We start from the raw sequence: 25,535 nt of genomic DNA, 5'->3' as shown, positions 1-25,535 counted from the left end.
AGCCTCACGCCTCGCTCGGAACGCCAGCCGCAGCCGGCACTGCCTGCCGACGCTGCGCCAGCCGGTTGGCCGCGCTCACCACCGCATGCACCGACGCCGTGACGATGTTGTGGTGCAGCCCCACGCCGAAGGTCGCGCCGGGCACGCCGTCGAGGGCCGCCTCCACGATGGCCAGGGCCTGCGCATCGGCGCCGGAGCCGGTCGCGCGCTCCTCGTAGCCGTGCACGCGCAGCGGCAGGCCCAGGGCGTCCACCGTGGCGTCGATCGGGCCGTTGCCCTGGCCCTGCAGGGTCTGGCGCGTGCCGTCGATGGTCACGTCCAGCTCGATGCCCCGGCCATCGTCGGCCAGCCGGTGGGCATGGCAGACGATGGCGCCGGGCACGCCCGCGGATGTGTCGAGGTAGGTGGCCTGGAACAGCGACCACAGCGTGGCGCCGGTCATCTCGGTCTCGCTGGCATCGGTCTGGCGCTGCACCACCGCGCTGAACTCCACCTGCATGCGGCGCGGCATGACCACGCCGCGCTCGCGCTCCAGCAGGAAGGCGATGCCGCCCTTGCCCGACTGGCTGTTGACGCGGATCACGCTGTCGTAGGTGCGGCCGAGGTCCGCCGGGTCGATGGGCAGGTAGGGTACCTGCCACAGGCCCTCGGGGTCGTGGGCGGCGAAGCCCTTCTTGATCGCGTCCTGGTGCGAGCCCGAGAACGAGGTGAACACCAGGTCGCCCACGTACGGGTGGCGCGGGTGCACGGGCAGCGCGGTGCATTCCTCGGCCACGCGCGCCACGGCGTTGATGTCGGAGAAGTCGAGCCCCGGATGCACGCCCTGCGTGTAGAGGTTGAGCGCCACCGTCACCACGTCGAGGTTGCCGCTGCGCTCGCCATTGCCGAAGAGGCAGCCTTCCACGCGCTGGGCGCCGGCCATCATGGCCAGCTCGGCCGCCGCCACGCCGGTGCCGCGGTCGTTGTGCGGGTGCACCGAGAGCACGATGTGCTCGCGGGGGCTCAGGCGCCGGTGCATCCACTCGATCTGGTCGGCGAACACGTTGGGGGTGGCGTTTTCCACCGTGGTGGGCAGGTTGATGATGATCTCGCGACCCGGGCCCACGCCCCAGGCGGCGATGGCGGTCTGGCAGGCTTCGAGCGAGACTTCCAGCTCGGTCGCGCTGAAGGTTTCGGGCGAATACTGCAGCGTCCAGCGGGTTTCGGGCTGGGCATCGGTCAGGCGCCTCAGGTGCGACACATGCTGGTCGATGAACGCCATCACCTGCGTCACGTTCATGCCGAACACCACGCGCCGCCACACGGGCGCGGTGGCGTTGTACAGGTGCACGATGGCGCGCGGCGCGCCGCGCACGGCCTCGACGGTGCGTTCGATGAGGTCGGCGCGCGACTGCGTCATGACCATCAGGGTCACGTCGTCGGGCACAAGGCCCTCGTCGATGAGGCGGCGCACGAAGTCGTAGTCGGTCTGCGATGCGGCGGGAAAGCCCACCTCGATTTCCTTGAAGCCGATGCGTACCAGTTCGTGGAACAGCTTCATCTTGCGCTCGCCGTTCATGGGCTCGAACAGCGCCTGGTTGCCGTCGCGCAGGTCAGTGGATAACCAAATGGGGGCGCGGGTGATGGTCTTGGAAGGCCAGGTGCGGTCGGCCAACGCGATGGGGGCGATGGGCTGGTACTTGGTAGCGGGCTTGGAAATCATGAGAGGCTCCACGAACGGTGTGTGCCGTGCTGCAAGGCAGCACTGGGGCACGGGTCGAATCAACGGTGAACGGTGAACGACATCCCCTGCAGCCCTCCACCATGGGTGGAGGCTGGTTCGCGGGCCGGGGTCAGGGGGAAATCGGTGTTGCGCTTTTAGGCAACGGTGATGGCGAACGCAGGCAGACCCCGGCCAGGCACTAGGCCTAGCGATAGTGGGGATAGCAGCAGATTGCGTTGCATAGCGGCAAATCCTAGCACAGGACGATCAAATCACGTCCACAGGCGCCAAAACGCCACAAAAACTGATTAACAATGGGTCATACATTTCGCACGTTCTTGCATTTGCAAAGGGCGTGCCGGTTCTTCTGCATCGGTTCGTCCGGGCGCGTTGGCGCCCTTGTCTGCTGTCTGCCCTCCACAGGAGCACGTTCCATGAAACGCCGTGTATTCACCACCCGCCTGGGCGCCTCGCTGGCCCTTCCCTGGATCGGCTCGGCCGCCCGCGCGGCCCCTCCCGTCATCGTCGGCATGGTGGCGCCGCTGACCGGAGGCAATGCCGCCGAAGTGGGCAAGCAGGTGGTGCTGGGGGTGGAAACCTATTTTGCCGAGGCGCAAAAGAGCCAGGCATTTCCCGGCCTGGAGGTGCGGCTCGTCGTGGAAGACGATGAATTCAAGCCCGAGAAGACGCTGGCCGGCGCCCGCAAGCTGCTGGCCATGAAGCCCGCCGCGCTGATCTCTTTCGCCACCAGCAACACCCAGGCGCTGATCGAGGCGAAGCTGCCGCAGGACAGCGGCGTGCCGCTGTTTCCCACGCGCTCGGGCTCGCAGGTCATCCGCGAGCCGGTGAACCCCTACGTCTTTCACGTGCGCGCCGGCTACAGCACGGAGCTGACCAAGCTGGTCGCGCAGATGGGCGACGCCATCGGCATGACCAAGTTCGCGGCGCTCTACCAGAACGACGCCTATGGCGAAAAGGGCCTGGAGGCGCTCACGGCGGCCCTGTCGAAGCGCAAGCTGGCACTGGTCGCCAAGGAGCCCTACGAGCGCACCTCGTCGGACATCCAGCCCGCGCTGGCCAAGCTGCTCAAGGCCGATGCGCAGGTGATCGTGATGGTGGCGGGCCAAGCCGCGGGCAGCGCCTTCGTGAAGGCCTACCGCGCGGCCGGCGGGCATGCGCAGGTGGTCGGCATCTCCGACCTCGACCCCGTGAAACTGGTGGACGCCGTGGGTGCGGAAAACGCCCGCGGCGTGGGCATGACGCAGGTGTTCCCGGCGCTCACCAACCAGTCGATTCCGGTGGTGCGCGAATTCCGCCAGGCCATGCAGGCAGCGCAGCAGAGCGCCAGCATCGCCTCGCTGGCGGCGTTCGAAGGCTTCCTCGTGGCCAAGACCATCGGCCAGGGAATCAAGGCCGTGCCGCGCAGCGGCAGCGGGGGCGTGGATGGCCGGGCGCTGGCCGAGACGCTGTCGCGCCTGCCGCGCATCGATCTGGGCGGCTACGAGGTGTCGTTCCTGAACAACCGACGCGAAGGCAGCCTGTTCACGGAAATCGCCATCCTCGACAGCTTCGGGCGCGCGCGCTACTGACCAAAGCCGGGCCCCCCTGAGCCCCAGGGCATCCCCGCGAAACGGGGCCCGGAGCGGTGCTAAACGCCCGCGGTGGCCTTCGCCACCGCCGCGCCGTGCTGCGCGAACCACTTGCCCAACGCGGGCCGCGCGCAGCGCTGCAGGCCCATGAGCAGGGCATGCGCGGGGTCGGCCACCCCCCAGCGGGTGCGCAGGTCGTGCTGGATGCGGCCCAGCAGCGCCGCGGCCATCTCCGCATCGGCCAGGGCCCGGTGGGCCCGCTCTGCGCGCGGCAGGTCCAGGTGGCCCACGATGGTGCCCAGCTGGTGGCTGGGCGCCTCCGGGTACAGGCGCCGCGACAGGAGCACCGTGCACGCGAAGGCATGGGGCGCCGGCAGGTCCGCGCAGCCCAGTTCGGCCGCCCAGAACTTGCTGTCGAACGATGCGTTGTGCGCCACCATGGGCGTGCCGCCCACAAAGCGCGCCGCCTCGCGCATGACCTGCGCCGCATCGGGTGCGGCGGCCACCATGGCGTTGGTGATGCCCGTCAGCTGCGTGATGAACGGCGGAATCCACGCGCCGGCGTTCATCAGGCTCTGAAAGCGGTCCACCACCTGGCCGTTGTCCAGCAGCACGATGGCCACTTCGGTCGCCCGCGCGCCCTGGCCGGGCGAGATGCCCGTGGTTTCGAAATCGATGACGGCGATGAGGGACATGGCGGGGCGGCAAAGGGGTCGGCGTGCGGAATGCCCGCATTTTCGGCGAAGTGCCCGGACCGGCCGGCGCGAAGGCGCCGCCAAGGCCGCGCAGCAGGGGGCTCACTCCGTGTCGCCTTCCCCGCCGCGGGCCCGGCCCCGGTCCGACAGCGCCTGCGCCACGAAATCGACGAAGGCCCGCACCCGCGCCGCGGACTGGTGGCGCTGCGGGTACACCGCGTGGATGTCGGCATCGGGCGTGCTGTAGGCGGGCAGCACCGGCACCAGTTGCCCGCTGCGCAGGTGGCGCTCGATGTCCCACTCGGCCCGCATCAGGATGCCGTGCCCTTCCAGGGCCCAGCGCACGGCGATCTCGCCGTCGTTGGTGGTGAGGCTGCCGCGCGTCTTCACCGACTCGGTGACCGCACGGCGCCCGCGGCCACGCGTGAGCCGCCACACGCCGTAGGCCTCCTCGCCCTGGCGGATGCCCAGGCAGTTGTGGTGCACCAGGTCGTTGGGCACCTTCGGCGTGCCGTGCCGCGCCAGGTAGTCGGGCGATGCGCACAGCAGCCGCCGGTTGTGCGCCAGGTGCCTGGCGATCACGCGCGCCTCGGGCGGCGCGCCGAATCGGATGCACACGTCGAACGCATCGTCGGTGAGCGCGGGCGGGTTCACGGACAGCTGCAGTTGCACCTGTACCTGCGGGTGCAGGCGCGCGAAGCGCGAGATGAGCGGCGCGATGTGGCGGCGCCCGAACCCCAGCGTGGCATTCACCCGCAGCAGGCCCTTCGGCGTCGCGCGCGACAGGCCCAGCAGCTCTTCCAGGTCGTGGATCTCGCCCAGGATGCGGCGCGCGTGCGCCAGATACAGCTCGCCCTCGGGCGTGAGGCCCATGCGGCGCGTCGTGCGGTTGACCAGCGGCACGCCCACGCGCGCCTCCATCAGCGCCAGGTGCTTGCTGACGGCCGGCGTGGTGATGCCCAGCTCGCGCGCGGCCGCGCTCAGGCTGCCGCAACTGGCCAGCACCGAGAAAAACCCCAGGTCGGCCGGCTGGATGGCGGGAAGGGCGTGGGCGGCAGGCATGGGCAGGCGGCAGGAAAAAAAGCGGGTGGGCGGGCGGCTGGATTGTTGAATCCAGGTGAACAATGGTTTCACTATAGCCCCGCGCCGAAAGGCCGGCGGTGCCTAGAGTGGCGCGGTCCCCAACGCTTTTCGACCGAACCACCCATGACCACCTACGCCATCGCCACCATTCCCGGAGACGGGATCGGCAAGGAAGTGATTCCCGCCGGCCGCCAGGTCCTGCAGGCCCTGGCCGCCACCGACGAGACGCTGCGCTTCGAGTTCGAAGACTTCGACTGGGGCGGCGACCACTACCGCGCGCACGGCGCCATGATGCCGGCCGACGGGCTGGACGCCCTGCGCGGCAAGGACGCCATCCTGTTCGGCTCGGCGGGCGATCCGCACATTCCCGACCACATCACCCTGTGGGGCCTGCGCCTGAAGATCTGCCAGGGCTTCGACCAGTACGCCAACGTGCGGCCCACGCGCATCCTGCCGGGCATCGACGGACCGCTCAAGCGCTGCACGCCCGAGCAGCTGGACTGGGTGATCGTGCGCGAGAACTCGGAGGGCGAATACTCCGGCGTGGGCGGCCGGGTGCACCAGGGCCACCCGATCGAGGCCGCCACCGACGTGTCGATCATGACCCGCGTGGGCGTGGAGCGCATCCTGCGCTACGCCTTCCAGCTCGCCCGGTCGCGCCCGCGCCGGCAGCTCACCGTGATCACCAAGAGCAACGCCCAGCGCCACGCGATGGTGATGTGGGACGAGATCGCGCTGGAGGTCTCGCGCGACTTTCCCGACGTGGCCTGGGACAAGGAACTGGTGGACGCCGCCACGGCCCGCATGGTGAACCGCCCGGCCACGCTGGACACCATCGTCGCCACCAACCTGCATGCCGACATCCTGAGCGACCTGGCCGCCGCGCTGGCGGGCAGCCTGGGCATCGCACCGACCGGCAACATCGATCCCGAGCGGCGCTATCCCTCGATGTTCGAGCCCATCCACGGGTCGGCCTTCGACATCATGGGCCAGGGCCTGGCGAACCCGGTGGGCACGTTCTGGTCGGCCGTGATGCTGCTCGAACACCTGGGCGAGGCGGACGCCGCCCGGCGCCTGATGCGGGCCATTGAACACGTCACCGCGGACCCGGCCCTGCACACGCGGGACCTGGGCGGCCAGGCCACCACGGCCCAGGTCACGCAGGCGGTGTGCGACCACCTGGCCGGCACCCGCCAGGCGCAGCGGCTGGCCGCCTGAAATCCTTTTCTTTCATTCATCCGTTCCGTCCTTCGCCCGACCGCGTAGCGGCGGGCCATCCCCCAGGCGCCGCAGAGCGCTCTCCCAGGAGACCAGCATGGCCCCGAAACTTTTCCCCGCGCGCCAGCGGCGGCAGGTGCTGCTGCACGCTTTCGCGGCCGCCCTCCCGGTGCTGGCCAGCGGCAGCGTCCTCGCCCAGGCCGCCTGGCCCACCAAGACCATCAGCCTGACGGTGCCCTTTCCGGCCGGCGGCACCACCGACGTGCTGGCGCGGGCGCTGGCCGACCAGCTGACGGTGTCGCTCGGCCAGCCCGTCATCGTGGAAAGCCGCCCGGGGGCCGGCGCCACCATCGGCGCCGACTACGTGGCCCGGTCCAGGCCCGACGGCTACACCCTGCTGATGGGCGCGGTGCACCACACCATCGCCACCAGCGTGTACAAGAAACTGCCCTACGACTTCCAGAAGGACCTGGCCCCCATCACCACGGTGGCGCTGGTGCCCAACGTGCTGGTCGTGCACGCCGACAACCCGGCCAGGACCGTGGCCGACCTGGTGGCCCAGGCCAGGGCGCAGCCGGGCAAGCTGACCTTCGGCTCCAACGGCAACGGGACCGCGCAGCACCTGATCGGCACGCAGTTCCAGGGCCTCACCGGCACGTCGCTCGGCCACATTCCCTACAAGGGCAGCGGCCCGCTGGCCACCGACCTGCTGGGCGGCCAGATCACCCTGTCGTTCGACACCATCACGCCCGTGCTGCCGCACATCAAGGCCGGCAAGCTGCGGGCGCTGGCGGTTTCCACCCTCCAGCGCTCCTCGGCCCTGCCCGACGTGCCGACGCTGGACGAGGCGGGCCTGAAAGGCTTCGACCTGGGGACGTGGTTCGGCGTGCTCGCCCCGGCGGCCACGCCAAGGGACATCCTGGACCGGCTGAACGCCGAGATGGTGAAGGTGATCCAGTCACCGGAGTTCCGAAAGCGCATGGCCGACATCGGCGCCGAGCCGGTGGGCAACACCCGCGAGCAGATGGCCCAGCAGATCCGCAGCGAAACCGAGCGCTTCGCCCGGCTGGTGGCGGACGCGAAGGTGGTGATCGACTGACGCCGCCGCCGCGCCTCGCGCCCGATCATCCGGCGGCGCGGGGGTGCTCCAGGAAGAACCGCAGCATCTGCGCCGTCGCGTCCACCCCGCGCGGATCGGTGTAGCTGCCCCGCGCGTGGCCCCCGGCCCAGGCATGGCCCGCGCCGTTCAGTTGCCAGTGCTCGGCCACCACCGCGCCCGGGCCGCTGCCCGGTGCGGCGCGGTACACGGTGCGCATGTAGCGCTGGCCGCCGGGGCTCTGGCCGGTTTCGGCCTCGGGCCGGGCACCGGGCGCGGACCGCAGCGCCGCGGCCAGCAGCTGCTCGCCATTGCGGGCGTGCACGGTCTCGTCGGCATCGCCGTGGAACACGATGAGCGGCGGGGCGCCGGCCCCGTCCTCGCGGGCGGGGGATGCCGGGCCGGGCGTGCCCTTGGCGCCGCTCTTCATGGCCGACAGCGCGCCCATCACGTTGTGCGCGGCGCCCGCCTGCAGGCCCGAATGCACGCCCACGGCCGCGAACACATCGGGGTATTCGCGCGCCAGCAGCGCGGCCATGGCACCGCCGGCGGACAGGCCCGCCACGTACACGCGGCGGGCATCCACGGGGTGGCGCGCCATCGCATCGCGGACCATGGCGACCAGCGTGGCGGGCTCGCCGTGGCCGCGCTGCTGGTCCTGCGGGCGGAACCAGTTCCAGCAGCCGTGGGCGTTGGCGCCCTGGGCCTGCGCGGGGTACAGCACGAGCGCGTTCGCGGGCGCGGCGGCCTCGTTCATGCCGGTGCCGAGGGCGAAGTCCTGCGGGTTCTGCGTGCAGCCGTGCAGCATGAGCACCAGCGGCATCGGCGTGCCCGCGGCCGCGCCGGGGGGCACGCTGAGGTAGTAGTGGTCCTGCGGCGCGCCGGCCGGGCCGGCGAAGGCCACCCGCGTGAAACTGCCAGGGGATTCGGCTCTCGCGCTGCGAGGCGACGGTGACGGCGATGGCCGGTGCGCGTCCGACGCCGGGGCGGCCGGCCGGTCGACGACCACCGCGTCTTCCACGTCGGGCGCGCCGAAGGGGGCCTTCCATGCCGCGGCGGGGCTGCTGGGCGCCGCGCCGAAGCGCTCGCGCCAGGCCGCCACACGGCCGGCGGCAGCGCTCCCCGCCGCGGTGGCTGCGGCCGTGCCTTGGCCGGCCAGGGCCTGCTGGATGGCGCGGGTGGCATCGGCGAGCTGGCCGGTGCGCATCAGCGGGGTGACCTCGTTCAGAAGCTGCTTGACCTTCTTGTTCCAGTCCATGGGGAATCCTTTCGAAAAGCGGGCCGCGGGGGCCCTGGCGTGCGGGGGCGGCACCGGTGCCCCCGGGGGCGATGCGTGCCGCGTTCGTCTCGTCGTGTCTCTTGTCTCGCCGCCGCCTTCGAATCGGGCCGGTCTGCCATGGTGGTCCGGTCGCCAGCGCCGAAGGCGCGGGTCCGTCCCTTGTCGTCGTGTCCACCGGCGCGTGCCGGTGGGTGTCAGCCGATGCGGCCGGCGAGCGCGGCCTTGACCGCCGCGCTGGCGTGCAGCGCCCCCAGCACATGGACCGAGGCGATGGTCGCCTGGGCCAATGCAGGGGGCACGTCGTCGTCGATGGTGCACAGGCCCAGCACGCGGATCTCCAGCGTCTGCCCTGCGGCCTGGACGGCCTCCAGTTCGGCCCGGCCGAACCGCTGCAGCCCCAGCACCAGCGTCTTGCGGGCCACCACCTGCCGCACCGCATCGGCCTGGGCCACCAGCTGGTTGCGGATCGCGGTGCGGATGAAGTCCGTGCGGTTCGAATAGAACCCCTCGGACACCAGCAGGTCGATGTGGCCGAGGTCCACATACCCCAGGTTGATCGTCACCTTTTCCGAATCGGGAACCTTGTTGCTGCGCTCGAGTGCCGTCGTTGCCATAAAACCTCGTTTTTCCATCCGATTGGATGGTAAATGGATGGTCTATGGAATCTTTCAAGGGCATCCGCCCAAAATAAAGGGGCCCGAAGGCCCCTGTCGTTGCCGGGGTGCAGCGGCTTCAGCCGGCGCCGCGCCCGCCCCCGCTGCCTGCCGCGCCCTGGCGCGACTGCACCTGGTTGCCGCTGCCAATGTGGGCATCACGGTCGTGCCGGCTTTCCGGCGTGCGCTGGGCTTCGTTCTTTTGGGTGGGCTCCTGGTTGCCTTGGCGGTTGTGGTCGTTTTCCACTTTGCCCTTGCCGGGCTCCTGCTTGTCGTTGGCCATGGTGTGTCTCCTTGCGAACGGGGGAATGAAACGATGGGATCGATGGGGGAGCGAACGGCTGCGCTCAGGACAGCGACAGTTCCTTGTGCTCGCCCATGTCCTTGGGCGGGTTGCCCGTGACGGCCGCCTTGGCCATCTTGAACAGCTGGGTCATCTTGCTTTCCTTGACGTCCCAGTACTCGGCGTGGCTGATGTGGATGGCCAGCAGCACGAGGTTGGGGTCGTTCACGCCGTCCGGAAACCAGGCCTTCGCCATGGGCGACCACAGCGCCTCTTTCTTGGCGATGTCTTCGATGAAGCCGGCCGCGCCGGACAGCGAAACATAGCTGTCCTTCTCGGGGTTGGAGTAGGTCACGTTGACCTGGCTGTCCGAGCGCAGGCGCTCGAACAGCTCGCCGTCGCGCGGGATGAAGAAGAACAGCTGCGATTGTTCGTCGATGTCCTTGTTCTGCGTGGTCAGCGGGTGGGCATGCAGCATGCCGCTGGCGGCGCGGTGCGTGAGCATGCCGAAGCGGATGTCCTTGATCAGCCGCCACAGCGTGGCGTGGGGGGAAGTGGTGTCGTCGTTGCTCATGGGTGTCTCCGGCAAGCAGGGAAGGAGGCCGAACGCCGCGCGCACAGGGCGCTCGGCGCGGGAGGGAGGTCCCAATGTAGGGGGGCCCTGCTGCGCCCACGGTCGGCTCGCGGCCCGGGGCCCTGTGGGGCATGTCCGACATCTCCGCGCGGGCCGCCGGGGCCGGCCGGCCCGCGCCTGCGGGCCGGGCTCAGGCCGCCGGGCGCCGCTCCAGCGCGAAGGGCGGCAACCCCTTCAGCAGCCGCTGCCCGTACGACGTGCGCACCAGCCGCTTGTCGTAGCAGTACACGTGGGCGCGGTCTTCCTCCGTGCGGATCGCGCGGCCCACCCACTGCGCCAGGCGGATGGCCGTGGCCGGCACCACCAGTTCGCTGAACGGGTCGCGCCCCGCCGCCCGCAGCCATTCGGCGCGCGACTCGCCCACCGGGTCGTCGGGCGGGGCGAACGGCAGCTTGGTGATGAACAGCGATTCGCACAGCGCGCCCGGCAGGTCCAGCCCCTCGCCGAACGACTGCATGCCGAAGATGATGGACGGCTCGCCGCTTGCCACGCGCTCGCGGTGGCGCGCCAGCAGCTGGGTGCGGGGCAGCGCGGTCTGCACCAGCACGCTGCCGCGCATGGCGGTGGGCAGCGCATCGACGGCCTGGCGCATCTGGTCGCGCGAGGTGAAGAGCACCAGCGCGCCGGACTCGACCATGGCCAGGTCGGTCAGCAGCGCATCCACCATCTCGGCGGTGAAGGCCTGGGCCTCGCGCGGGTCGGCCACGGTCTCGGTGGCGATCAGCGTGCCCTGCAGCGCGTAGTCGAACGGGCTGGGCACCTCCAGGGTGGTGACGGTCTCGTCGCCGAACAGCCCCGCCTCGCGCAGGAAGAAGTCGAACTGCCCGCAGCTCGTCAGCGTGGCCGAGGTGAGCACCGCCCCGCGCACGGCCGACCACAGGTGGTGGCGCAGCGTGTTGCCCGGCAGGATGGGGCTGGCGTGCGCCTTCACGACGATGAAATCGCCCTCCACCTCCAGCGTGAACCATTTGGCGGCGGGTACGGCGCCCTCGGGTGCGTCCTGCAGCAGCAGTTGCGCGGTGGCGTGCACGCCCTCCAGCCGGGGCGCGAGCGCGCCGACCTGGGCATAGAGCGTGGACAGGCGCCGCGCCTCGTCGGGCTTGTCGCGGATCTCGGCGCGCAGGGCCTTGGCGATGGCGCGCAGCGCGTTCAGAAAGCCCTCGGCGTGGTGCGCCATCTGGCCCAGCGGCTCCACCAGCGCCTCGGGCAGCACGCCGCCGGCCACGCGGGCCCGGGTGGGTATGCCGGGCGCCTGCGGGCGGGCGCGGCCGCCCCAGGCCGGCCTGGGGGCGCGCAGCTGCTCGCCGTACACGTCCATCACCAGCCGGGCCACGTCCTGCAGCGCGGCGCGCAGGCGCGCGGAATGGTTGGGGATGTCGGCGATCTCCTCCACCTCGACCAGCGCGCCGATGCGCAGCGCGCGGCTGGCCAGGCGGTCGATCCAGGTCAGGCGGGACAGGTCGGCCTCGCACGCGAACTGGTCGAGCGCGGTCGCAGGCAGGTGGTGCGCCTCGTCCAGCACCAGCAGGCAGTTGTCCAGCTCGGGCAGCAGCCGTGCGCCCAGCGAGGACAGCAGCAAATCGTGGTTGGCCACGATGACCTGCGCGGCCACCAGCGCCTTGCGCCGGTCGTAGTAGGTGCACTGGCTGAAGGCCGGGCAGTGCTTGCCGGTGCAGGAGCTGGCCTCGGCCGCCACGGGGCTCCACACCTCGGACTCGGGCGGCACCTCCAGGCTGTCGCGGTCGCCGTCCCAGGCGCCCTTGGCGAGCACGTCGGCCATGGTGGCGTAGAACTTCATGCGCGCCTCGGTCTCCTGGCGTGGTCGGGCGGCGCGGGTGGCGGCCTCTTCCTCGGCGAAGAGGTCCTCCTCCTCCGGCGAATGGGCCTCGCCCGTGCCGGCGAGCCGCTCCAGCTTGAGCTTGCACACATAGCGCCCGCGGCCCTTGGCCAGGGCGAACTTGAAGGGCTGCTCCATGCGCGCGGCCAGGGCCGGGAGGTCCTTGTTGACGAGCTGCTCCTGCAGCGCCACCGTGGCCGTGGAGATCAGCACCCGCGTGCCGCGCGAGATCGCCATGGCGATGGCCGGCACGCTGTAGGCCAGCGACTTGCCGACCCCCGTGCCCGCCTGCACGACGGCGATGGAGCGCGTGGGCGGCGGCGCCTCGCCGTCGGGCCCCTCCTCCACCTTGCCCAGCTGCGCCACGCTGAAGGTGTGCGCCACCTGCTCGGCCATGCGCCGCTGGCCGGCGCGGCTGCGGAACCCCTCGGTGGCGCCCACCACCGCATCGAAAGACTGCAGGGCCTGCGCGGCCCATTCCTGTTGAGACATACAGTAGTGTGGCATGCCCGGGCCGGCCCCGGAAACGGTTCGGGTTCTCGACAGGGCACGGCCGGAGGTCCCTAAACTCCCGGGGCGTCCCTTCGTTCCCCATCCCTCCAACCGACCGAAACGAGACCCCCATGGCAGAACACCTGGCCTCCATCACCTGGCAGCGCGGCAGCGACGCCTTCCTGGACCGGCGCTACCACCGCGCCCACCAATGGCAGTTCGACGGCGGGGCCACCGTCGCCGCGTCGTCCTCGCCGCACGTCGTGCCCCTGCCCTACTCCGACGCAGCCGCGGTGGACCCGGAGGAGGCCTTCGTCGCGGCGCTGTCGAGCTGCCACATGCTGTGGTTCCTGGACCTGGCCTGCCGCGACGGCTGGCGCGTGGACCACTACCGCGACGACGCCGTGGGCACCATGGCGCCGGACGACCAGGGCCGCCCCGTGGTCGCCCACGTGCAGCTGCGCCCCGTCACCCGCTTCGACCCGGCCCACGCGCCCAGCCAGGAGGCGCTGGAGGCGCTGCACCACCGGGCGCACGCGGCGTGCTTTCTCGCCAACTCGGTCCGCACGCGCATCGACTGCGCGCCCGTGCTGGAAACGGCGGACGCGGCCTGAGGGGCTTCGATCCCGCCGTGGATTGCGCGCGGGGCCGCCACCGCCGCGGCGGGCGGCCGCTTGCCGGAGCACCACCCGGTTGCTATTCAATTAATAGCAATACGCCCTAGTATTGATTGCGCCAGCGGCCTGAAAGGCTTCAAATCGCCCCCGCCGTCGCCGGCTGTGCGCACCCGCCTACAGACGCCACCGGGGGGCTTTCCTAGCATCGAGGCCATGCCTTTCCGGCACAGCCACACGACAGGAGCCCCCCCAATGTCCACCCCCCGCGATTCCCTTTCCGAGACCCCGGTGCCCGAGCGCAAGGAGCGCCGCGTCGACACCACGCAGTCGCACCCCGCCCCCGACGCCGACAGCAAGAACCCCGACGGCCCCGAGCCCCGCCTGCCGCACGAGCGCGATCAGGCGGTGGAAATGACCGGCGGCGAGCCATCCGAAGAGATGCAGCAGGCCTACAAGGACGTGCAGCGCGGCCTGCAGGACACCGACCGCGGCAAGCCGGCCCACGAGGCCTACCAGAAGCAAAAGCGCTGAGCGGACGGCGGCGGGGCCGCGCACGCGCGCCGCCGCCGTCGTCACTCCAGCATTTCCACCCGCAGCCGCACCGGCGCCTGCACGCACAGGCCCGGCACCTCGCGCAGTTGCTCCAGCACCGCCTGCACCTGCGCATCGGCGGCCTCGTGCGTGAGCGCCAGCACCTGGTCCACGGCCGCATCGCCCTGCGCAGCCACTACGGCGTGCACCTTCAGCGATTGCACCGCCACCCCAGCGCGCGCCAGGTGCTCCGACACCACCCCGATGGCATCCGCCCGCCCCGCCGCCACCGGCACGCGCAGGTAATGCCGCGTGCGCACATCCCCGATGGACTTCACCGCCCGGTCCTGCTGCGCATGCGGATGGAACGCCAGGTGCGGCACGCGGTGCGCGGCGCTGCCGTCGGCCGCCAGGCGCGCCACGTCCACCAGGTCGGCCACCACGGCCGACGCGGTGGGCTCGGACCCTGCGCCCGCGCCGTAGTACATCGTCACGCCACAGGCATCGCCCTTGACCAGCACCGCGTTCATCGAGCCGTCCACCTGCGCCAGCAAGTGCCGTGCGGGCACCAGGGCGGGGTGCACACGCAGCTCCACGCCCTGGTCTTCGCCCTCGCCCACCTCCAGATTCCGCCGCGCCATGCCCAGCAGCTTGATGCGAAAGCCCAGCGCTTGGGCGCACGCCACGTCGATCGCCTGCAGCCCGCGGATGCCCTCCACGTGCGCCCGCTCGAAGCGCACCGGCATGCCGAACGCGTTGGCCGCCAGCAGCGTGGCCTTGTGCGCGGCGTCCACGCCGTCCACGTCGAACGACGGGTCGGCCTCGGCATAGCCCAGCGCCTGCGCCTGGCCGAGCGCCGCCGCGAAGTCCAGCCCCTCGTCGCGCATCTGGGTCAGGATGAAATTGGTGGTGCCGTTGATGATGCCGGCCACCCACTCGATGCGGTTGGCCGTGAGGCCCTCGCGCAGCGCTTTGACGATGGGGATGCTCACCGCCACCGCGCCCTCGTAGGCCACCGCCACGCCGCGCTGCTGCGCCGCCGCGAAGATCTCGTTGCCGTGCACCGCCAGCAGCGCCTTGTTGGCCGTCACCACGTGCTTGCCGTGCGCGATGGCCGCCAGCACCCAATCGCGCGCCGGGCCGGTGCCGCCAGCGGCCTCCACCACCACGTCCACGCCGGGGTGGGTCGCCACGCGCAGCGGGTCGTCCGTCAGCTCCACGCCCTCGGCGCCGTCCAGCACGGTGGCAGCCCGCGCCAGGTTGCGCGCCGCCACGGCCACGATCTCGATGCCCCGGCCCGCGCGCCCCGCAATGGCGGCCTGGTTGCGGCGCAGCACCCGCCAGGTGCCGGTGCCCACCGTGCCGATGCCGATCATGCCCACGCGCAGCGGACGCTGCGTGGGGATGGGCGCGCGGGCCTCGCCAGGGCTGGCGGACCAGGGACTCAGGTGGGGGTCGTTGAACATGCTCACTCTCTCCAGAAACGGGCCACAAAACGGCCAACAAAAAACCCAGCTGCCAGGCTGGGTTCGTTCGGGGAGGGAATGACACCAGGTGGCCGCCGGGACGGCCACCCTGCACCAAGGCTAGGTCGCCGCGGTGGTAATGGTGGTAATCATTCGTGCGTTCATCCGGGCCCGCGCGGTGGCGGGCGACACCGCAGCGCGACCCGGGCGGGCAACGCGAGCGACGGTGGCAAAGGAAGAACGGCACGACATGGGCGGCAAGTGTACAGGACGCGATGCACGCCCCACAACCACCGCCCTAATGCTATTTAATTGATAGCACAATGCCCTAGCATCGATTGTGCTGGAGGCCATTTCGGCTCCAATGCGCGGCGCCGGCCGCGCGGCGGCACGGCGGCACGGCGCCTGCCGTCAGGCCTGGAGCGTGGCGGTCAGGGTGATCTCGGGCACGCTCGCCAGGGCCTTGGACAGCGGGCAGTTCGCCTTGGCCTCGGCGGCGATCTTCTGGAACTGCGCCTCGTCCACGCCCGGCACCTTGGCCGTCAGCGTGAGGGCGATGCGGTCGATCTTGAAGCCCTCGCCCTCCTTGGCCAGCCGCACCTTGGCGGTGGTGTCGAGGGTCTCGGTCGAGATACCGGCCTTCTCGCAGGCGAACGCGAAGGCCATCGTGAAGCAGGCCGCGTGCGCCGCGCCCACGATCTCTTCCGGATTGGTGCCCTTGCGGTCGTCGCCGAAGCGGCTGCCGAAGCCATAGGGGTGCTGCTTGAGCGCGCCGGTCTCGGTGCTGATCTGGCCCTGGCCGGTCTTGCCAGCGCCTTCCCAATGGACGGATGCGGATTTTTCGGACATGCGGTGCTCCTTGTGCGGTGAACAAACAAGACGCGATCACAACATGCATGGAACCGATCGCGGGTGGGCCCAGCGCCCCGACGCCTGACGCGATTTGTCCTACAGCACCCGCGGGCAGCCCTCAACCGGTGCGCACCATGCCGATCGCATCGAACGGACAGCGCACCGCACACAGCGCGCACCCCGTGCAGGCCGGCGCATCGTGCAGCACCGACTGCTTGCGCCCCCACGGCTGCGGGCCCGGCACCTGCAGCGACAGGACATGCGGCGGGCACACGGCCACGCACCAGCCGCAGCCGGTGCAGCGGGCGGGATCGATGCGGGGCAGGGCCTTGCGCGGGGCGTTCATCGCAAAACGAAGAAGAAAAGAAAACGGAGAAGAAGCGGAAGGGACGTTCGGGATCTTGCCGCTTCCTACCGTGCAGGCACAAGCAGGTAGCCCCCTTCGAATCGGGGAGACTGGGCATCCACGCGCACGCAGGTCCTCGGCCGACCCTGGTGAGTGCACTGCGCGACCTCCAGTCCCGCGCCCGCCTTCCTGAGCCGATCCATGTCGGCCAACAACGTCTGCCGCTCGGCGCGCAGTGCCTTCAGCTCTCTTTCGGTCGGAGACAGGTAGGCCATCGCCGCCGCGATCAGGACCACCACGGCCAGTGCCCCCGTGCAGGCATACGCCAGCATCTTCCACTGCAGCGTTTCCTGCGCCGCTGCGAAGGTCCTCGTGGCCTCGGCGGCCGCCGCGTTCGCCTGGGCCCAGGTGGCGGTCATCTTCGCCGCGGCTTTTTCCGCGGCCGGCTCGAGCACCGTTTCGATGGTGGCGCCCACGGTCAAGGGCAGCCGGTCGCTGGCCCGCTTCAGCGCGTCCGAGGCCTGGCGCGACTGGACCATGGAGGCATCGGCCTTTTGCTGCAGCACCGCCGCCTGTTGCATCAGCGACTGCAGCATGTCGGACAGCTGGTGGATGCGCTCCACGCTGCGTTGTGCATCGTTCATCACAGAGACAGGCCTTTCCCCTGGGGTTTGTGCTCCAGGGCGCGCTCCTGCGCGATGCTGGCGCTCCGCTCGTCCGCCTGCTGCCGGTGGACCTGCAACTCCTGGCGCAGCTCCCGGATGCTTTCGAGCGCGATGTAGTGCAGCGTCCCGTCCTGGCCCACGGACACCAGCAGCCCCGATGAGGACGTGCCCGACTTGCCGGAGAAAGCGGCCACCGCGTCCAGATAGCGCTGGATGAGGGCATCGGGAAACTCCTCGGCCTGCGCCTTTCCCACCGTCTCCGCCAGCGATTGCGTGAATGCTTGAAAGTCGAGTGGAGGGCTCTGGCCCCCGGCGAAGTCCAGGTAGGGGCAGACCCGGGTGCGCCAGTCCAAGGGCCCCTTGGAGGACTCCACGTACCAATGGATGGCGCGGGACACCTGCTGCAGCGCCGGCTCGTTTTCAAGCGACAGCTTGAGGGTGTCGAGCTTGTCCGACTCCTTGTCGCTGTCGTTGGACGCCCGCTTGAACTCGATCAGCCGGATGACGCCTGGATAGCGGAGCAGCACATCCCCCAAGGGACCGTCGAGCGGCGTCTGCTGGAGCAGGTTCACCACCCCCGGCAACGGCTTGTCCGGAAACCGCCGCCCGATCACGAGCCCCAGGCTGTAGAGGAAATTGCCGATCAGGATGTTTTCGTAGGGGTCTTTCATTTCGTCTACCTCCCTGTGTTTTTTGGTCATTCAATTGACGCGGACTTTAACCAGCGCGTCATACAACTTTTGATCAACTCGTTTCTTGGAATAACCTTCTGGCTCGGGTAAAAGCAGTCCTTCGGCCCACCACATGCCCACTCGATGCTTCCCATCACATCGCCAGATCTGGCGCCAGCGCGGAAACCCCGCCTTGAACTTGCACTAGCGCGATCTGAGCGCCGACAGTCGAAATCAGAACAGGCTTCCGCTTTTAAGCACACGAAAGTCCCTCGGGTTCAGCAGCTTGGCGGTCCGAGGCGTCACATGAATGTCGCCTGCGCAGCTAACGACCTCGTGCTGCCGGTGCGCCATGATGGCCAGGTCGTAGTCGGTCACGCCAAGTTCAATCGCGACGTGTTTGTCTTGGTCCGTGACCTTTGTGGCCACCATCACCGTACCAGTCTCACTGCCTACCGGTCGGTCCAGCCGTTTGATAACTCCAGTGACCGTTCGATCAGGTAAGACGTAATTGTCCTTGTAGTACTCCGACGCCTTCGCGAGCGCGGTCACCTGCTTCGCGTCAAATGCGAAAACTTTGTTCTCGCCTTCAAACATGGGGCTTCGGGCCGCCGAGATGCGTATCTCGAAGGCCCTCTTACGATCCTGCCCGCTGAGTCCAAGCAATGCGTCGCACAAGTTCGAGCTTGCCCCGCGCTGTACCGCTGAATCGAAGGCAGTCAGGTCATGGCGCTGGCCGTAATCGGTCGTTGCAGCAGACAGAGCTTCAAGGCCTGAGGCAAGACTTGCCGTGACTGCGGTCGCTAATGGCACGGTCGGAACGCCCTCCGGGGTTGAGCTGGCTGAGGCGGGCGGGATCGGTGCAAAAACGTTGATGACATAGCTGCCAATCTCAGTCTGACCAAGAAGCAGCGAGTCGAGGTAGGCCTTGGCTTCGTCGGTCGGGTGACCGGAAAACTGCCGCCGCTTCGCGTACAAGGCCAGAGCAGCGGACTTAAGCATGTCCCGTGCGCGTGCCACAAGCAGGACGCCATCGTTGATTGGAATCGTCCCCTCGCTGGTGTCGTCATGAATGACGCGGACCGCAATCAGGTCGGCGAAGGCTCGTCTGACATCGATGAGCACCTCGCCAACTGGCCGTCTCTCATGCTCGGCTATCGAGTTGAGAGCATCTGAGATCCGTTGCTCGAAGTCTTTCAGCGATTCCGCGGCCGGGAGCACGACCTCCGCGTTGCTGTCGTCTGAGCGACGCCAGATGGTGGCGACCTGCCGAAGCGCGCCCTCCATGCCCCATTGCTTCGAAACAAGATAGGACTGCAGCTGCGAAAGTGAGACCGGCTCACGCTTACGAGCGACGCCGCCGTTCATGCCGATTCCCCGTTGCTGGCCAGCTTCATCAACTCGATCAACGCGCTCGTCGTCAAACGCTGGGCAAGCGGCACCTCCACCACGACCTGCGACGTGTTGGTGCTGTCAGGGGCGTGCCGAATTGAGGTCCAATAGCAGCAGTTGTGAAGTGAGATGTGCCCGTCGTGATGATGCAGCCAGTCCTCCGGGGTCTCAGGTACCAGTAGAACCGCAAGGTAGCGGGGACTAACAACGTTCTCGCCACGGAGGTCGTCGTAGTTCTTTTTCTTGAGAGGAAATTTGATGACCTCTCCGCTCAGGTAGTGCCCGGAGGTGCACTTGAGCTGAAGGTCGATCTTTGGGTTCCTCAGCAGCCCACCCGGGAAGTTCCTTGCGACGAGCGTGATGTCAACGCTATCGTCATCCACAAACAGCGACTCGTAGTTCAACCCAGCTTGCGCCGCCAGGGCGCAGACATACGCGACGTTGAACAGCTCCTTCCGTTTACCGATCTCCATCCCTGCGCTCCTGCGGCCTCTTTTCGGGCCGTAGCGAGATATTAGCCTGAGGCACGCCTAAGCTTCTGCCGGTTTATCTGAGACTGAATCGCCCCGGCTGAACTAAACACCTTCGAGCCTCAAACCTGAGGCCCAATAGGAGGTGCCATGACAAAGCAGCCATATCCCGAAGAATTCAAGATCGAAGCGGTCAAGCAGATCACGGAGCGAGGCCATCGGGTGGCCGATGTGTCTACCCGAATCGGCGTGAGCCAGCACAGCCTGTACAAGTGGATCAAGGCCTATGCGGTGTCCGGTCAGCAGTTGATACAGCAACACACCTAGGCTGTAGATGTCTCCGCGAAGTAGGGCGTCGAAGGTCCCCCTACGGGATACGCATCGACCAGCGGAAGGTCGGATCTTTTTCCAGCTTTTCGTAGCTGCGAATCAGCTCGATGGAGGGCACTTCAGCCACCGAATGGGTGCCGACGTTGGAGTGATCGCTAATTGAGCGGGGTGTGCTCGGTGTAGTCGCGGTATTTGTCGCGGATGACGTACCGGGCCATTTAGGAGCACGCGAAAAAAAGAGCCCGGCAATGCCGGACCTTCATGCGTCATGTTTTTCAGTGGCTGAATGCCCGATGCGAGCCTCAGATACCACGACGACCGGCAGAGCTTTGCGTTCAGAACGGCAAAACGTTGCTCGCGTCCACACAAACGTCTGTAGGTTCTCACTGAACCTGCAAACCCAGAGCCTTGCGAACCAATGACATTTGCAGGTCCAGTAGGAACGGATCTAAGAAGCATTCTCACAAACCTGCGAAGATCCTATATACCTTCGCAGGCACCGGGGTCGAATTGCCAATTTTCCCGCACCGCCCCCTCGAAACCTCCGATTTTTGCTTCTCTAGAGCAGGCGTCAGAGGGCTATTCTCGACCAAAGCAGGCGGCATTCTCCGATGGGTTGAGCGTTACCTTGTCGGAAGTCCCGCAAGCCTTGGGGTAGCTATTCTTGGTTCTGATTCGTCGAGACCCATGCTTGGGAGCGCTCCACAAAAGCGCCCTGTTGTTCTTGAGTGAAGGTAGGGGGGGTATCTAGTGCGCGTATTGCTTGAGTCCGAGGCACATCGGGCTTTGCAATGATGACTTGGATCGATTCTGGTGTTTCGACTACGGCGACGCCATTGCTAATGAGAATGGTCTTACCTGTCTTTATGTCGCGATCAAACCGAGTGCCATCCTCCAGTTCAGCGTTTCGGATTTTCATGTTTTTGAACGCTTCATTGATGCTGCCGAACTGACTCAAAAGTAGGTCAGCCGACACAGGCAAAGCGGGGGCATTGTTGTTGATGTTTGCAGGAAGTTTAGTTGTCATTTGGGTCTCCTTGGGGAGGGCAATGCGGGTAAAAATTCTTAGTTCGATTACGTGCGCCTGTTCATAGCGCAACCAGCAGTACGCTACAGGCAACTAGTGTCGGTTGCAGCCCGTATGGGCGAAGAACGGTGGACTATCTGCGCTATGGAGCTGATCGCACTTCGCGCAGTACTCGACGAGGGGGCAATTGCCCAAGTCCAACAGTGGGGCACCTCTGTCGCGCCATTTTGTCTGCGAAAGATGTGTCATCGATGACGACATCACCCAAGTGAAATACCAACCAGAACGAGCCGCGAACTCGGCGACCGGTGTGAAAAAGGTGGTGTTTACGGTCGCGTCCGGTCCGTGTTGCCTGCGGCTACCAAATTGCGATTGCATTACCAAGCAGAAACCGGCACCGAGTCTTGCGAATGTTGAGTCCCGCGCGTCTGGCATGAGCCTCAGATCATGGCCCTGGTAGTGGTCTTCATATGGCGCTGGGAATCGTGCAGCGTCCGGCGGTGCCGACATCCAAAGACGAACCATTTTTGACACAACACCGTCTGCAAGATGCGTCGCGTCACCAAAAAGAGCGCCGCTACTCTTGAGCCTGTGAACATCAATAGACCGAAATCCTGCAAGTTCGAACTTTGGCAGGATGCCTGCGTGGATTGCCACCGAAGCATTCACCGGCCTGAACGTGTCGTAGTCGGCTGCAAGCGAACACAAAATTGTTTGTGACTTCGTGGAAGGATGCAGAAAGGCATCCTGTGCATCAATCACAAGATTGCTTTGGCACAGGTGATCAGTGACACGCATGCCAATTGACAGAACCTCAACTTCGCTGATGCCAGGCATGAGGGCACGGCAGCGGCGCTCAATCGCTGCAGTTCGGATCTGACTGTGTCCGTCCGTATGCGCAGTTGAAGATGAGACAAAACGTGCTCCGCTCTGAAGCAACAGTTTTTGCGTGTGGAACCCAAACCCAGCCGCTACGAGCTCTTGGGCATGAGAAAGCACAAGAGTGTGACCACGACCAACTAGTTCTGCGAGTACAGCCTCACCGATAGGCTTGAGTAATCGCTTGGTTTCAGACGACGGCGCACCGCCACCTGATTGCAATTTGCAATGCATGACAGGAATTCCAATTGGAGCGAGTGCGACAGACCGGTAAGCATCCCGCACACGCCCAGGAAGTCCTGTGAGAGTGGTATGTGAAGCTGTTTTAACGTGGACAAGACCCGATCAAGCGTAAGGTCCACATCTCGATTATCAGCTAGACGAGCTAGCTGTCAATAGATGTGTTTTCCAAAACAGAAGTTGGAGGACTTTGCGCGGTTCGGGAAAATTGGCAGCAGAAGCTGATCGCTGCCTCGGGGCCAATGCTAGCGCCACCCTCGCGGGGACAAGCGTAACGCGCTCACGTTTCCACGGTCGTCATCTCCACGATCTTGGCGAATTCTTCCAAGACCTCTGGGAAGTGGGTCTGCATGTACCTCAGCACGCGCGCGTTGTCTACGAGCTTAACGATGTAGCCTCGGGCGATCATCAAGTTCAGCATGTCCTCGCTGTGCGATTGCTCGGCCAGCTTGTACTGCCCCAAACAGGTTGGTCATCTCGTTTTCCATCCGTGCCACCTGCTCTTGTGACATCGCGGCGCTGCGAACCGTCTTCTTGCCGCCGACCAGCATTTCTTCGGGTGTCGCTGCGAGCATCGCACGGGTGTAGCTGGCAGTCACCGTGTTGGCGGATACCTGGAAACATCTCCCTGGTCAGTAACGGCAACACCACACTACCAGCGTCATCATCTGTTGGCGATGAAGTCCTCTCTTTGCAATCACACGTCTCAGAATTGAATCAAGGCGCCAAGCTGATTTGGACAATCCATTCATGTTTTCCTGCCAACGTGGTTGGGGCGATTGCGATGAGTTTGAATATGCCCAATACGGGCAAGGTTTTTAGTGACGCGTCACTGTTTGCAATTGGGGACGCGTGCAAAGAAGAGGAGCGCCGAGCATTGCGTTGCTTCTGCTGTTGCCGATTGGCCGCGGTGTATTCGGGGTGTGATTCACGGTAACGGCGCCAGTAATCTGGATGGTCCCTGCGCCAACTAGACTGGGCCTGAGCCTGGTTCTCGTGGTAGTCCTCGTCAGTCTTACGCTTTGTCTTTTGCCACAAGCGTTTGCGTGACTGCTGACACTCTGGCTTCGCGCAGTACAACTGGTGAGGGGTTTGGGGTCGGGGTTCAAACGACTCCCCGCACGCATTGCACCAGCGCTTTTCCATGGTGAACCTCCAGTCAGAACAGGAAGGGAGATTTAATTTCAGGGTGGATGCTTTGAGTGTCAATTCCTCGTAAAACTGGCCGTCTAGCGGATGAGGGCCACTTCTTAACTGAACTCAACGCTCTAGGGCATGCTGCTGATGCATGTTCTCGACAAGCGGAGTGGACACTGTATGGGTAATTGAATAAGGATCGCTGGGACGCCCTGAGCTCTATCCAAACACAGCCGGGAAAATCTAGCTCGCAGGACCTAGCTTTTTGCAGACGCTTCACCCGATGGGGCCATTGGGCAGCAATCGGTGAACTGTTGATACAAGTGCGTCACCTTGTCCATTCGCCGCTGTAACCCCATGAGCATGGCAAGCATTCGGTAAGCCATGTGCATGAGCCCATTGGAGATTCGAATCAGATTCAGCGCCATCTCCACCGGAAATCCCTCACGCACTCGGCGAAGCGGGTGAATCCCGCTGTGGACATACGAGTTCAAGGCGTGTCGTGAATACTCGTTGAACTCCGCCAGATGCGCAGTCAACCCTGCCGGGGCTGCTGCCAACACCTTTGAGAGCATCTCACCAGCAGTCGGGAGAGTTTTGGCTGCAAGCTCGGCTTCCGGCGTCAGTTCCCTGCCTAGCTTTTCGATCTGTGCTGGAGTTGCCGCGAAGAGGAGCCATGAGGCCCGCAGCAGCGCCTCATATTGAAGGCGAAGAACTCCGCATGCAGAGCTCGGGGCGTCAATGGCAAATGCAGTTTTTACTACCTTGGAATGCTCAATGCACAGGTGGCATGCGCTCAAGGCCAATTGGTTTTGTTCGGACTCAATGGCCAGGACCACACCTGTAGAAGGAAAGCAGGCCAGTATGGCGTCCTCGAACTCGTCGGATCGATCAGCGAGCGCAACTACAGGATCGTTGCAAGGAGAGTCTTGCGGAGCTGAAGAAGAACCTGTCAAAGTGCAGTCTCCAGCGATATCTAGTCGATCTGGAAACGTTCTTTGAGCCGCGCCACGGTATGTAGCCATTTGGGTGAGGTTGGCCTCGCAACGGTGTTCTGGTTCCCGAAGAAGCCCTTTTCTTTGATCGCGTTGGCGACAGGCGCAGTCTTGATCCACTTCACAGGCACTAGGTACTCCGCGTTCTCCGGACTTTCCGCGTACTTGGTCCGGGTGGCGATGACGGCATCGGTGTCGGTGATCTTTTTGGTGTAGCCGTTCTCGTCAAACGTGAAGTCATCTACAGGCACCCTGAGACCTGTCACCTCTCCAACGCCGACATATCCCGTGCCCGGGATGTTTACCCAAACACGATTTCCAGGAGACAGCATCTGTAGGGTGTTGCTGTACCAGGTCCCGCCTCCGCCCGCAATGAAGCCGTACTTCTGGGCCTCATTCCACTCGCGATTCTCGCCGGCATAGGAAACGTAGTACTCACCGTTCCAATGACTGTTGGCTGGTGCATCGGGCGAATCGGACGCATCTTCCGTCGGGTCACGAAGCCAGGCGCGTGTGAGGTACTCACGATCACCGTCCTTGAACATCCGAAAGAAAACAGCATTGATGTTGATTCCGTGGTAGCCAGCGAGGTACTCCACGATTCGCTCGGTGCTGTCATCCAAAGCACTGGCGACAATGATCAGCTCATGCTCGGTGTTTAGCTCATCAAGCATTTCTTTCAAGCCGAACCGTTTGCAGAACGCCTGATCGAGACTCATGCCCTTGTCGCTGGGGCGGTACTTCTCGACGTAGTTACCCCAGATGGACGCGATCTGATCGCTCTGCAGGCCAATGACCCAAGAGCCGTAATCCAGCACCTGGGCTACTACATCGCGCGGTGTCATGTCGCGCTTGAGTTCAATGATTGCCAGGTTTCCGGCCCGGTCAATCGCCAGAAGATCGACATACTTCCCATAGCTGGTCTGGACTTGCCGGCCGATGACCATGAGGTGCGGCGCAACCACCGCGATGTTCGCCTCAATCAGGTCTTCTAGCTTCTTCTCGTTAGCCATGGGCTGATGCAGCACGGCTTGCAACCCCTGATCAACTCGCCAAACACCAAGTTCAACCGGCATTTCCTTCCCTCCTTTTGGCCGCAATTATGAAGTCTGGCAAAGGTCGAGTGGATGGCCATGGTCGCAAAGAATACGCTGGTAAGCGTGACTGCTCATATGCATAGAGTGCATCCGTTTCGCCGACATGTCGCCGTGGAAATCTGGGCTCGTCCGCTCTGAAACGAACTCGATCATGCGCAAGGCCCGGTCATCAGCAAACAATGTCTTGCATGTGGTCACCCATTCGGGTATCGACGTGTCCAGTGGCGCTGGGGGCACTGCTACGAAGATGGCGGGAGAG

Annotated in this window: 25 protein-coding genes and 1 pseudogene; 6 read left to right on the top strand and 20 right to left on the bottom strand. The window is 66.0% G+C overall.

What is annotated here, in order from left to right:
* Positions 1-4: 4 nt before the first annotated feature.
* Positions 5-1,702 carry a 2-isopropylmalate synthase gene (gene leuA / locus R1Z03_RS12130; protein WP_317360049.1) on the bottom strand — a complete coding sequence of 566 codons (1,698 nt, stop codon included), beginning with the start codon at positions 1,700-1,702 and terminating at the stop codon, positions 5-7.
* Between the two features lie 434 nt (positions 1,703-2,136).
* Here leuA and R1Z03_RS12125 point away from each other — a divergent pair, with 434 nt between their 5' ends.
* Complete coding sequence (locus tag R1Z03_RS12125) at positions 2,137-3,291, top strand: ABC transporter substrate-binding protein (protein WP_317360047.1); 1,155 nt, start codon at positions 2,137-2,139, stop codon at positions 3,289-3,291.
* Between the two features lie 59 nt (positions 3,292-3,350).
* Here the strand turns inward: R1Z03_RS12125 and R1Z03_RS12120 are convergent, their stop codons facing one another.
* Positions 3,351-3,986: a 3'-5' exonuclease gene (locus tag R1Z03_RS12120; protein WP_317360045.1), complete on the bottom strand. Its 636-nt coding sequence runs from the start codon at positions 3,984-3,986 to the stop codon at positions 3,351-3,353.
* Positions 3,987-4,088: 102 nt separating this feature from the next.
* Positions 4,089-5,048: a LysR family transcriptional regulator gene (locus R1Z03_RS12115; protein ID WP_317360043.1), complete on the bottom strand. Its 960-nt coding sequence runs from the start codon at positions 5,046-5,048 to the stop codon at positions 4,089-4,091.
* 144 nt (positions 5,049-5,192) lie between these two features.
* Between R1Z03_RS12115 and R1Z03_RS12110 the strand changes: the two genes are divergently transcribed.
* Both R1Z03_RS12110 and R1Z03_RS12105 read left to right on the top strand, forming a co-directional pair.
* The gene (locus tag R1Z03_RS12110) at positions 5,193-6,287 is read left to right on the top strand and encodes a tartrate dehydrogenase (RefSeq protein ID WP_317360041.1); all 1,095 of its coding nucleotides are present in this window, start codon (positions 5,193-5,195) and stop codon (positions 6,285-6,287) included.
* 97 nt (positions 6,288-6,384) lie between these two features.
* Entirely contained in the window at positions 6,385-7,386 is a 1,002-nt protein-coding gene (locus R1Z03_RS12105; protein WP_317360039.1) for a tripartite tricarboxylate transporter substrate binding protein, read from the top strand.
* Between the two features lie 25 nt (positions 7,387-7,411).
* Here the strand turns inward: R1Z03_RS12105 and R1Z03_RS12100 are convergent, their stop codons facing one another.
* The 5 genes from R1Z03_RS12100 to dinG form a co-directional block, all read right to left on the bottom strand.
* Complete coding sequence (locus R1Z03_RS12100) at positions 7,412-8,641, bottom strand: PHB depolymerase family esterase (RefSeq protein ID WP_317360036.1); 1,230 nt, start codon at positions 8,639-8,641, stop codon at positions 7,412-7,414.
* Between the two features lie 215 nt (positions 8,642-8,856).
* Entirely contained in the window at positions 8,857-9,276 is a 420-nt protein-coding gene (locus tag R1Z03_RS12095) for a CopG family transcriptional regulator (RefSeq protein WP_284406565.1), read from the bottom strand.
* A 118-nt stretch (positions 9,277-9,394) separates the two neighbouring features.
* Positions 9,395-9,598 carry a hypothetical protein gene (locus R1Z03_RS12090; RefSeq protein WP_284430586.1) on the bottom strand — a complete coding sequence of 68 codons (204 nt, stop codon included), beginning with the start codon at positions 9,596-9,598 and terminating at the stop codon, positions 9,395-9,397.
* A gap of 64 nt (positions 9,599-9,662) precedes the next feature.
* The gene (locus R1Z03_RS12085; RefSeq protein ID WP_284400527.1) at positions 9,663-10,172 is read right to left on the bottom strand and encodes a pyridoxamine 5'-phosphate oxidase family protein; all 510 of its coding nucleotides are present in this window, start codon (positions 10,170-10,172) and stop codon (positions 9,663-9,665) included.
* Between the two features lie 190 nt (positions 10,173-10,362).
* Positions 10,363-12,561: an ATP-dependent DNA helicase DinG gene (gene dinG, locus R1Z03_RS12080; RefSeq protein ID WP_317360033.1), complete on the bottom strand. Its 2,199-nt coding sequence runs from the start codon at positions 12,559-12,561 to the stop codon at positions 10,363-10,365.
* A 131-nt stretch (positions 12,562-12,692) separates the two neighbouring features.
* On the opposite strand from dinG, the gene R1Z03_RS12075 reads away from it, so the two are divergent.
* Together R1Z03_RS12075 and R1Z03_RS12070 are read left to right on the top strand one after the other, a co-directional pair.
* Entirely contained in the window at positions 12,693-13,175 is a 483-nt protein-coding gene (locus tag R1Z03_RS12075) for an OsmC family protein (protein ID WP_272566414.1), read from the top strand.
* A 255-nt stretch (positions 13,176-13,430) separates the two neighbouring features.
* Positions 13,431-13,709, top strand: a complete 279-nt coding sequence (locus R1Z03_RS12070; protein ID WP_284400525.1) for a hypothetical protein — start codon at positions 13,431-13,433, stop codon at positions 13,707-13,709.
* A 41-nt stretch (positions 13,710-13,750) separates the two neighbouring features.
* On the opposite strand, the gene R1Z03_RS12065 is transcribed toward R1Z03_RS12070, so the two are convergent.
* The 7 genes from R1Z03_RS12065 to R1Z03_RS12035 all read right to left on the bottom strand — a co-directional run bounded on the left by R1Z03_RS12065 (position 13,751) and on the right by R1Z03_RS12035 (position 19,574).
* Positions 13,751-15,175, bottom strand: coding sequence for a homoserine dehydrogenase (locus tag R1Z03_RS12065; RefSeq protein ID WP_317360029.1), 1,425 nt, complete (start codon positions 15,173-15,175; stop codon positions 13,751-13,753).
* Positions 15,176-15,586: 411 nt separating this feature from the next.
* Positions 15,587-16,024 carry an OsmC family protein gene (locus R1Z03_RS12060; protein WP_284409866.1) on the bottom strand — a complete coding sequence of 146 codons (438 nt, stop codon included), beginning with the start codon at positions 16,022-16,024 and terminating at the stop codon, positions 15,587-15,589.
* Positions 16,025-16,145: 121 nt separating this feature from the next.
* Positions 16,146-16,373: an ATP-binding protein gene (locus R1Z03_RS12055; RefSeq protein ID WP_272566411.1), complete on the bottom strand. Its 228-nt coding sequence runs from the start codon at positions 16,371-16,373 to the stop codon at positions 16,146-16,148.
* 65 nt (positions 16,374-16,438) lie between these two features.
* The gene (locus R1Z03_RS12050) at positions 16,439-17,017 is read right to left on the bottom strand and encodes a hypothetical protein (protein WP_317360023.1); all 579 of its coding nucleotides are present in this window, start codon (positions 17,015-17,017) and stop codon (positions 16,439-16,441) included.
* A complete protein-coding gene (locus tag R1Z03_RS12045; RefSeq protein WP_317360020.1) occupies positions 17,017-17,709 on the bottom strand; it encodes a hypothetical protein in 693 nt (230 codons plus the stop codon). Before R1Z03_RS12045 ends, R1Z03_RS12050 begins: the two co-directional genes overlap by 1 nt.
* Before the next feature lie 234 nt (positions 17,710-17,943).
* Positions 17,944-19,077: a hypothetical protein gene (locus R1Z03_RS12040; protein ID WP_284409874.1), complete on the bottom strand. Its 1,134-nt coding sequence runs from the start codon at positions 19,075-19,077 to the stop codon at positions 17,944-17,946.
* Entirely contained in the window at positions 19,074-19,574 is a 501-nt protein-coding gene (locus tag R1Z03_RS12035) for a DUF4365 domain-containing protein (protein WP_272566406.1), read from the bottom strand. Before R1Z03_RS12035 ends, R1Z03_RS12040 begins: the two co-directional genes overlap by 4 nt.
* A gap of 147 nt (positions 19,575-19,721) precedes the next feature.
* On the opposite strand from R1Z03_RS12035, the pseudogene R1Z03_RS12030 reads away from it, so the two are divergent.
* A pseudogene (locus R1Z03_RS12030) lies at positions 19,722-19,877 on the top strand (transposase); the annotation flags it as partial.
* A 682-nt stretch (positions 19,878-20,559) separates the two neighbouring features.
* Here R1Z03_RS12030 and R1Z03_RS12025 read toward each other — a convergent pair.
* The 5 genes from R1Z03_RS12025 to R1Z03_RS12005 all read right to left on the bottom strand — a co-directional run bounded on the left by R1Z03_RS12025 (position 20,560) and on the right by R1Z03_RS12005 (position 25,255).
* Positions 20,560-20,928 (bottom strand): hypothetical protein, encoded by a 369-nt coding sequence (locus R1Z03_RS12025; RefSeq protein WP_317360014.1) that lies wholly within the window; start codon positions 20,926-20,928, stop codon positions 20,560-20,562.
* A 93-nt stretch (positions 20,929-21,021) separates the two neighbouring features.
* Positions 21,022-22,041 carry a hypothetical protein gene (locus R1Z03_RS12020; protein ID WP_317360011.1) on the bottom strand — a complete coding sequence of 340 codons (1,020 nt, stop codon included), beginning with the start codon at positions 22,039-22,041 and terminating at the stop codon, positions 21,022-21,024.
* A gap of 389 nt (positions 22,042-22,430) precedes the next feature.
* Complete coding sequence (locus tag R1Z03_RS12015; protein WP_317360009.1) at positions 22,431-22,646, bottom strand: hypothetical protein; 216 nt, start codon at positions 22,644-22,646, stop codon at positions 22,431-22,433.
* A 795-nt stretch (positions 22,647-23,441) separates the two neighbouring features.
* Positions 23,442-24,140, bottom strand: a complete 699-nt coding sequence (locus R1Z03_RS12010; RefSeq protein WP_317360007.1) for a hypothetical protein — start codon at positions 24,138-24,140, stop codon at positions 23,442-23,444.
* A gap of 20 nt (positions 24,141-24,160) precedes the next feature.
* Positions 24,161-25,255: a hypothetical protein gene (locus R1Z03_RS12005; protein ID WP_317360005.1), complete on the bottom strand. Its 1,095-nt coding sequence runs from the start codon at positions 25,253-25,255 to the stop codon at positions 24,161-24,163.
* Positions 25,256-25,535 lie beyond the last annotated feature (280 nt).

Source organism: Acidovorax sp. BLS4, from assembly GCF_032929295.1.
Taxonomy (GTDB): domain Bacteria; phylum Pseudomonadota; class Gammaproteobacteria; order Burkholderiales; family Burkholderiaceae_C; genus Paracidovorax.
The sequence above is the reverse complement of the archived record's forward strand: the minus strand, read 5'-3'. Positions and strand labels throughout refer to the sequence as shown.

What these genes read in the sequence shown, in the direction of transcription:
- R1Z03_RS12125 (WP_317360047.1), top strand. Translation starts at nt 2,137, where the DNA reads ATGAAACGCCGTGTATTCACCACCCGCCTGGGCGCCTCGCTGGCCCTT.
- R1Z03_RS12095 (WP_284406565.1), bottom strand. Translation starts at nt 9,276, where the DNA reads ATGGCAACGACGGCACTCGAGCGCAGCAACAAGGTTCCCGATTCGGAA.
- dinG (WP_317360033.1), bottom strand. Translation starts at nt 12,561, where the DNA reads ATGTCTCAACAGGAATGGGCCGCGCAGGCCCTGCAGTCTTTCGATGCG.
- R1Z03_RS12020 (WP_317360011.1), bottom strand. Translation starts at nt 22,041, where the DNA reads ATGCATTGCAAATTGCAATCAGGTGGCGGTGCGCCGTCGTCTGAAACC.
- R1Z03_RS12025 (WP_317360014.1), bottom strand. Translation starts at nt 20,928, where the DNA reads ATGACAACTAAACTTCCTGCAAACATCAACAACAATGCCCCCGCTTTG.
- R1Z03_RS12115 (WP_317360043.1), bottom strand. Translation starts at nt 5,048, where the DNA reads ATGCCTGCCGCCCACGCCCTTCCCGCCATCCAGCCGGCCGACCTGGGG.
- R1Z03_RS12100 (WP_317360036.1), bottom strand. Translation starts at nt 8,641, where the DNA reads ATGGACTGGAACAAGAAGGTCAAGCAGCTTCTGAACGAGGTCACCCCG.
- R1Z03_RS12005 (WP_317360005.1), bottom strand. Translation starts at nt 25,255, where the DNA reads ATGCCGGTTGAACTTGGTGTTTGGCGAGTTGATCAGGGGTTGCAAGCC.
- R1Z03_RS12050 (WP_317360023.1), bottom strand. Translation starts at nt 17,017, where the DNA reads ATGAACGATGCACAACGCAGCGTGGAGCGCATCCACCAGCTGTCCGAC.
- R1Z03_RS12105 (WP_317360039.1), top strand. Translation starts at nt 6,385, where the DNA reads ATGGCCCCGAAACTTTTCCCCGCGCGCCAGCGGCGGCAGGTGCTGCTG.
- R1Z03_RS12085 (WP_284400527.1), bottom strand. Translation starts at nt 10,172, where the DNA reads ATGAGCAACGACGACACCACTTCCCCCCACGCCACGCTGTGGCGGCTG.
- R1Z03_RS12065 (WP_317360029.1), bottom strand. Translation starts at nt 15,175, where the DNA reads ATGTTCAACGACCCCCACCTGAGTCCCTGGTCCGCCAGCCCTGGCGAG.
- R1Z03_RS12120 (WP_317360045.1), bottom strand. Translation starts at nt 3,986, where the DNA reads ATGTCCCTCATCGCCGTCATCGATTTCGAAACCACGGGCATCTCGCCC.
- R1Z03_RS12035 (WP_272566406.1), bottom strand. Translation starts at nt 19,574, where the DNA reads ATGGAGATCGGTAAACGGAAGGAGCTGTTCAACGTCGCGTATGTCTGC.
- R1Z03_RS12090 (WP_284430586.1), bottom strand. Translation starts at nt 9,598, where the DNA reads ATGGCCAACGACAAGCAGGAGCCCGGCAAGGGCAAAGTGGAAAACGAC.
- leuA (WP_317360049.1), bottom strand. Translation starts at nt 1,702, where the DNA reads ATGATTTCCAAGCCCGCTACCAAGTACCAGCCCATCGCCCCCATCGCG.
- R1Z03_RS12110 (WP_317360041.1), top strand. Translation starts at nt 5,193, where the DNA reads ATGACCACCTACGCCATCGCCACCATTCCCGGAGACGGGATCGGCAAG.
- R1Z03_RS12045 (WP_317360020.1), bottom strand. Translation starts at nt 17,709, where the DNA reads ATGAAAGACCCCTACGAAAACATCCTGATCGGCAATTTCCTCTACAGC.
- R1Z03_RS12055 (WP_272566411.1), bottom strand. Translation starts at nt 16,373, where the DNA reads ATGAACGCCCCGCGCAAGGCCCTGCCCCGCATCGATCCCGCCCGCTGC.
- R1Z03_RS12040 (WP_284409874.1), bottom strand. Translation starts at nt 19,077, where the DNA reads ATGAACGGCGGCGTCGCTCGTAAGCGTGAGCCGGTCTCACTTTCGCAG.
- R1Z03_RS12060 (WP_284409866.1), bottom strand. Translation starts at nt 16,024, where the DNA reads ATGTCCGAAAAATCCGCATCCGTCCATTGGGAAGGCGCTGGCAAGACC.
- R1Z03_RS12070 (WP_284400525.1), top strand. Translation starts at nt 13,431, where the DNA reads ATGTCCACCCCCCGCGATTCCCTTTCCGAGACCCCGGTGCCCGAGCGC.
- R1Z03_RS12075 (WP_272566414.1), top strand. Translation starts at nt 12,693, where the DNA reads ATGGCAGAACACCTGGCCTCCATCACCTGGCAGCGCGGCAGCGACGCC.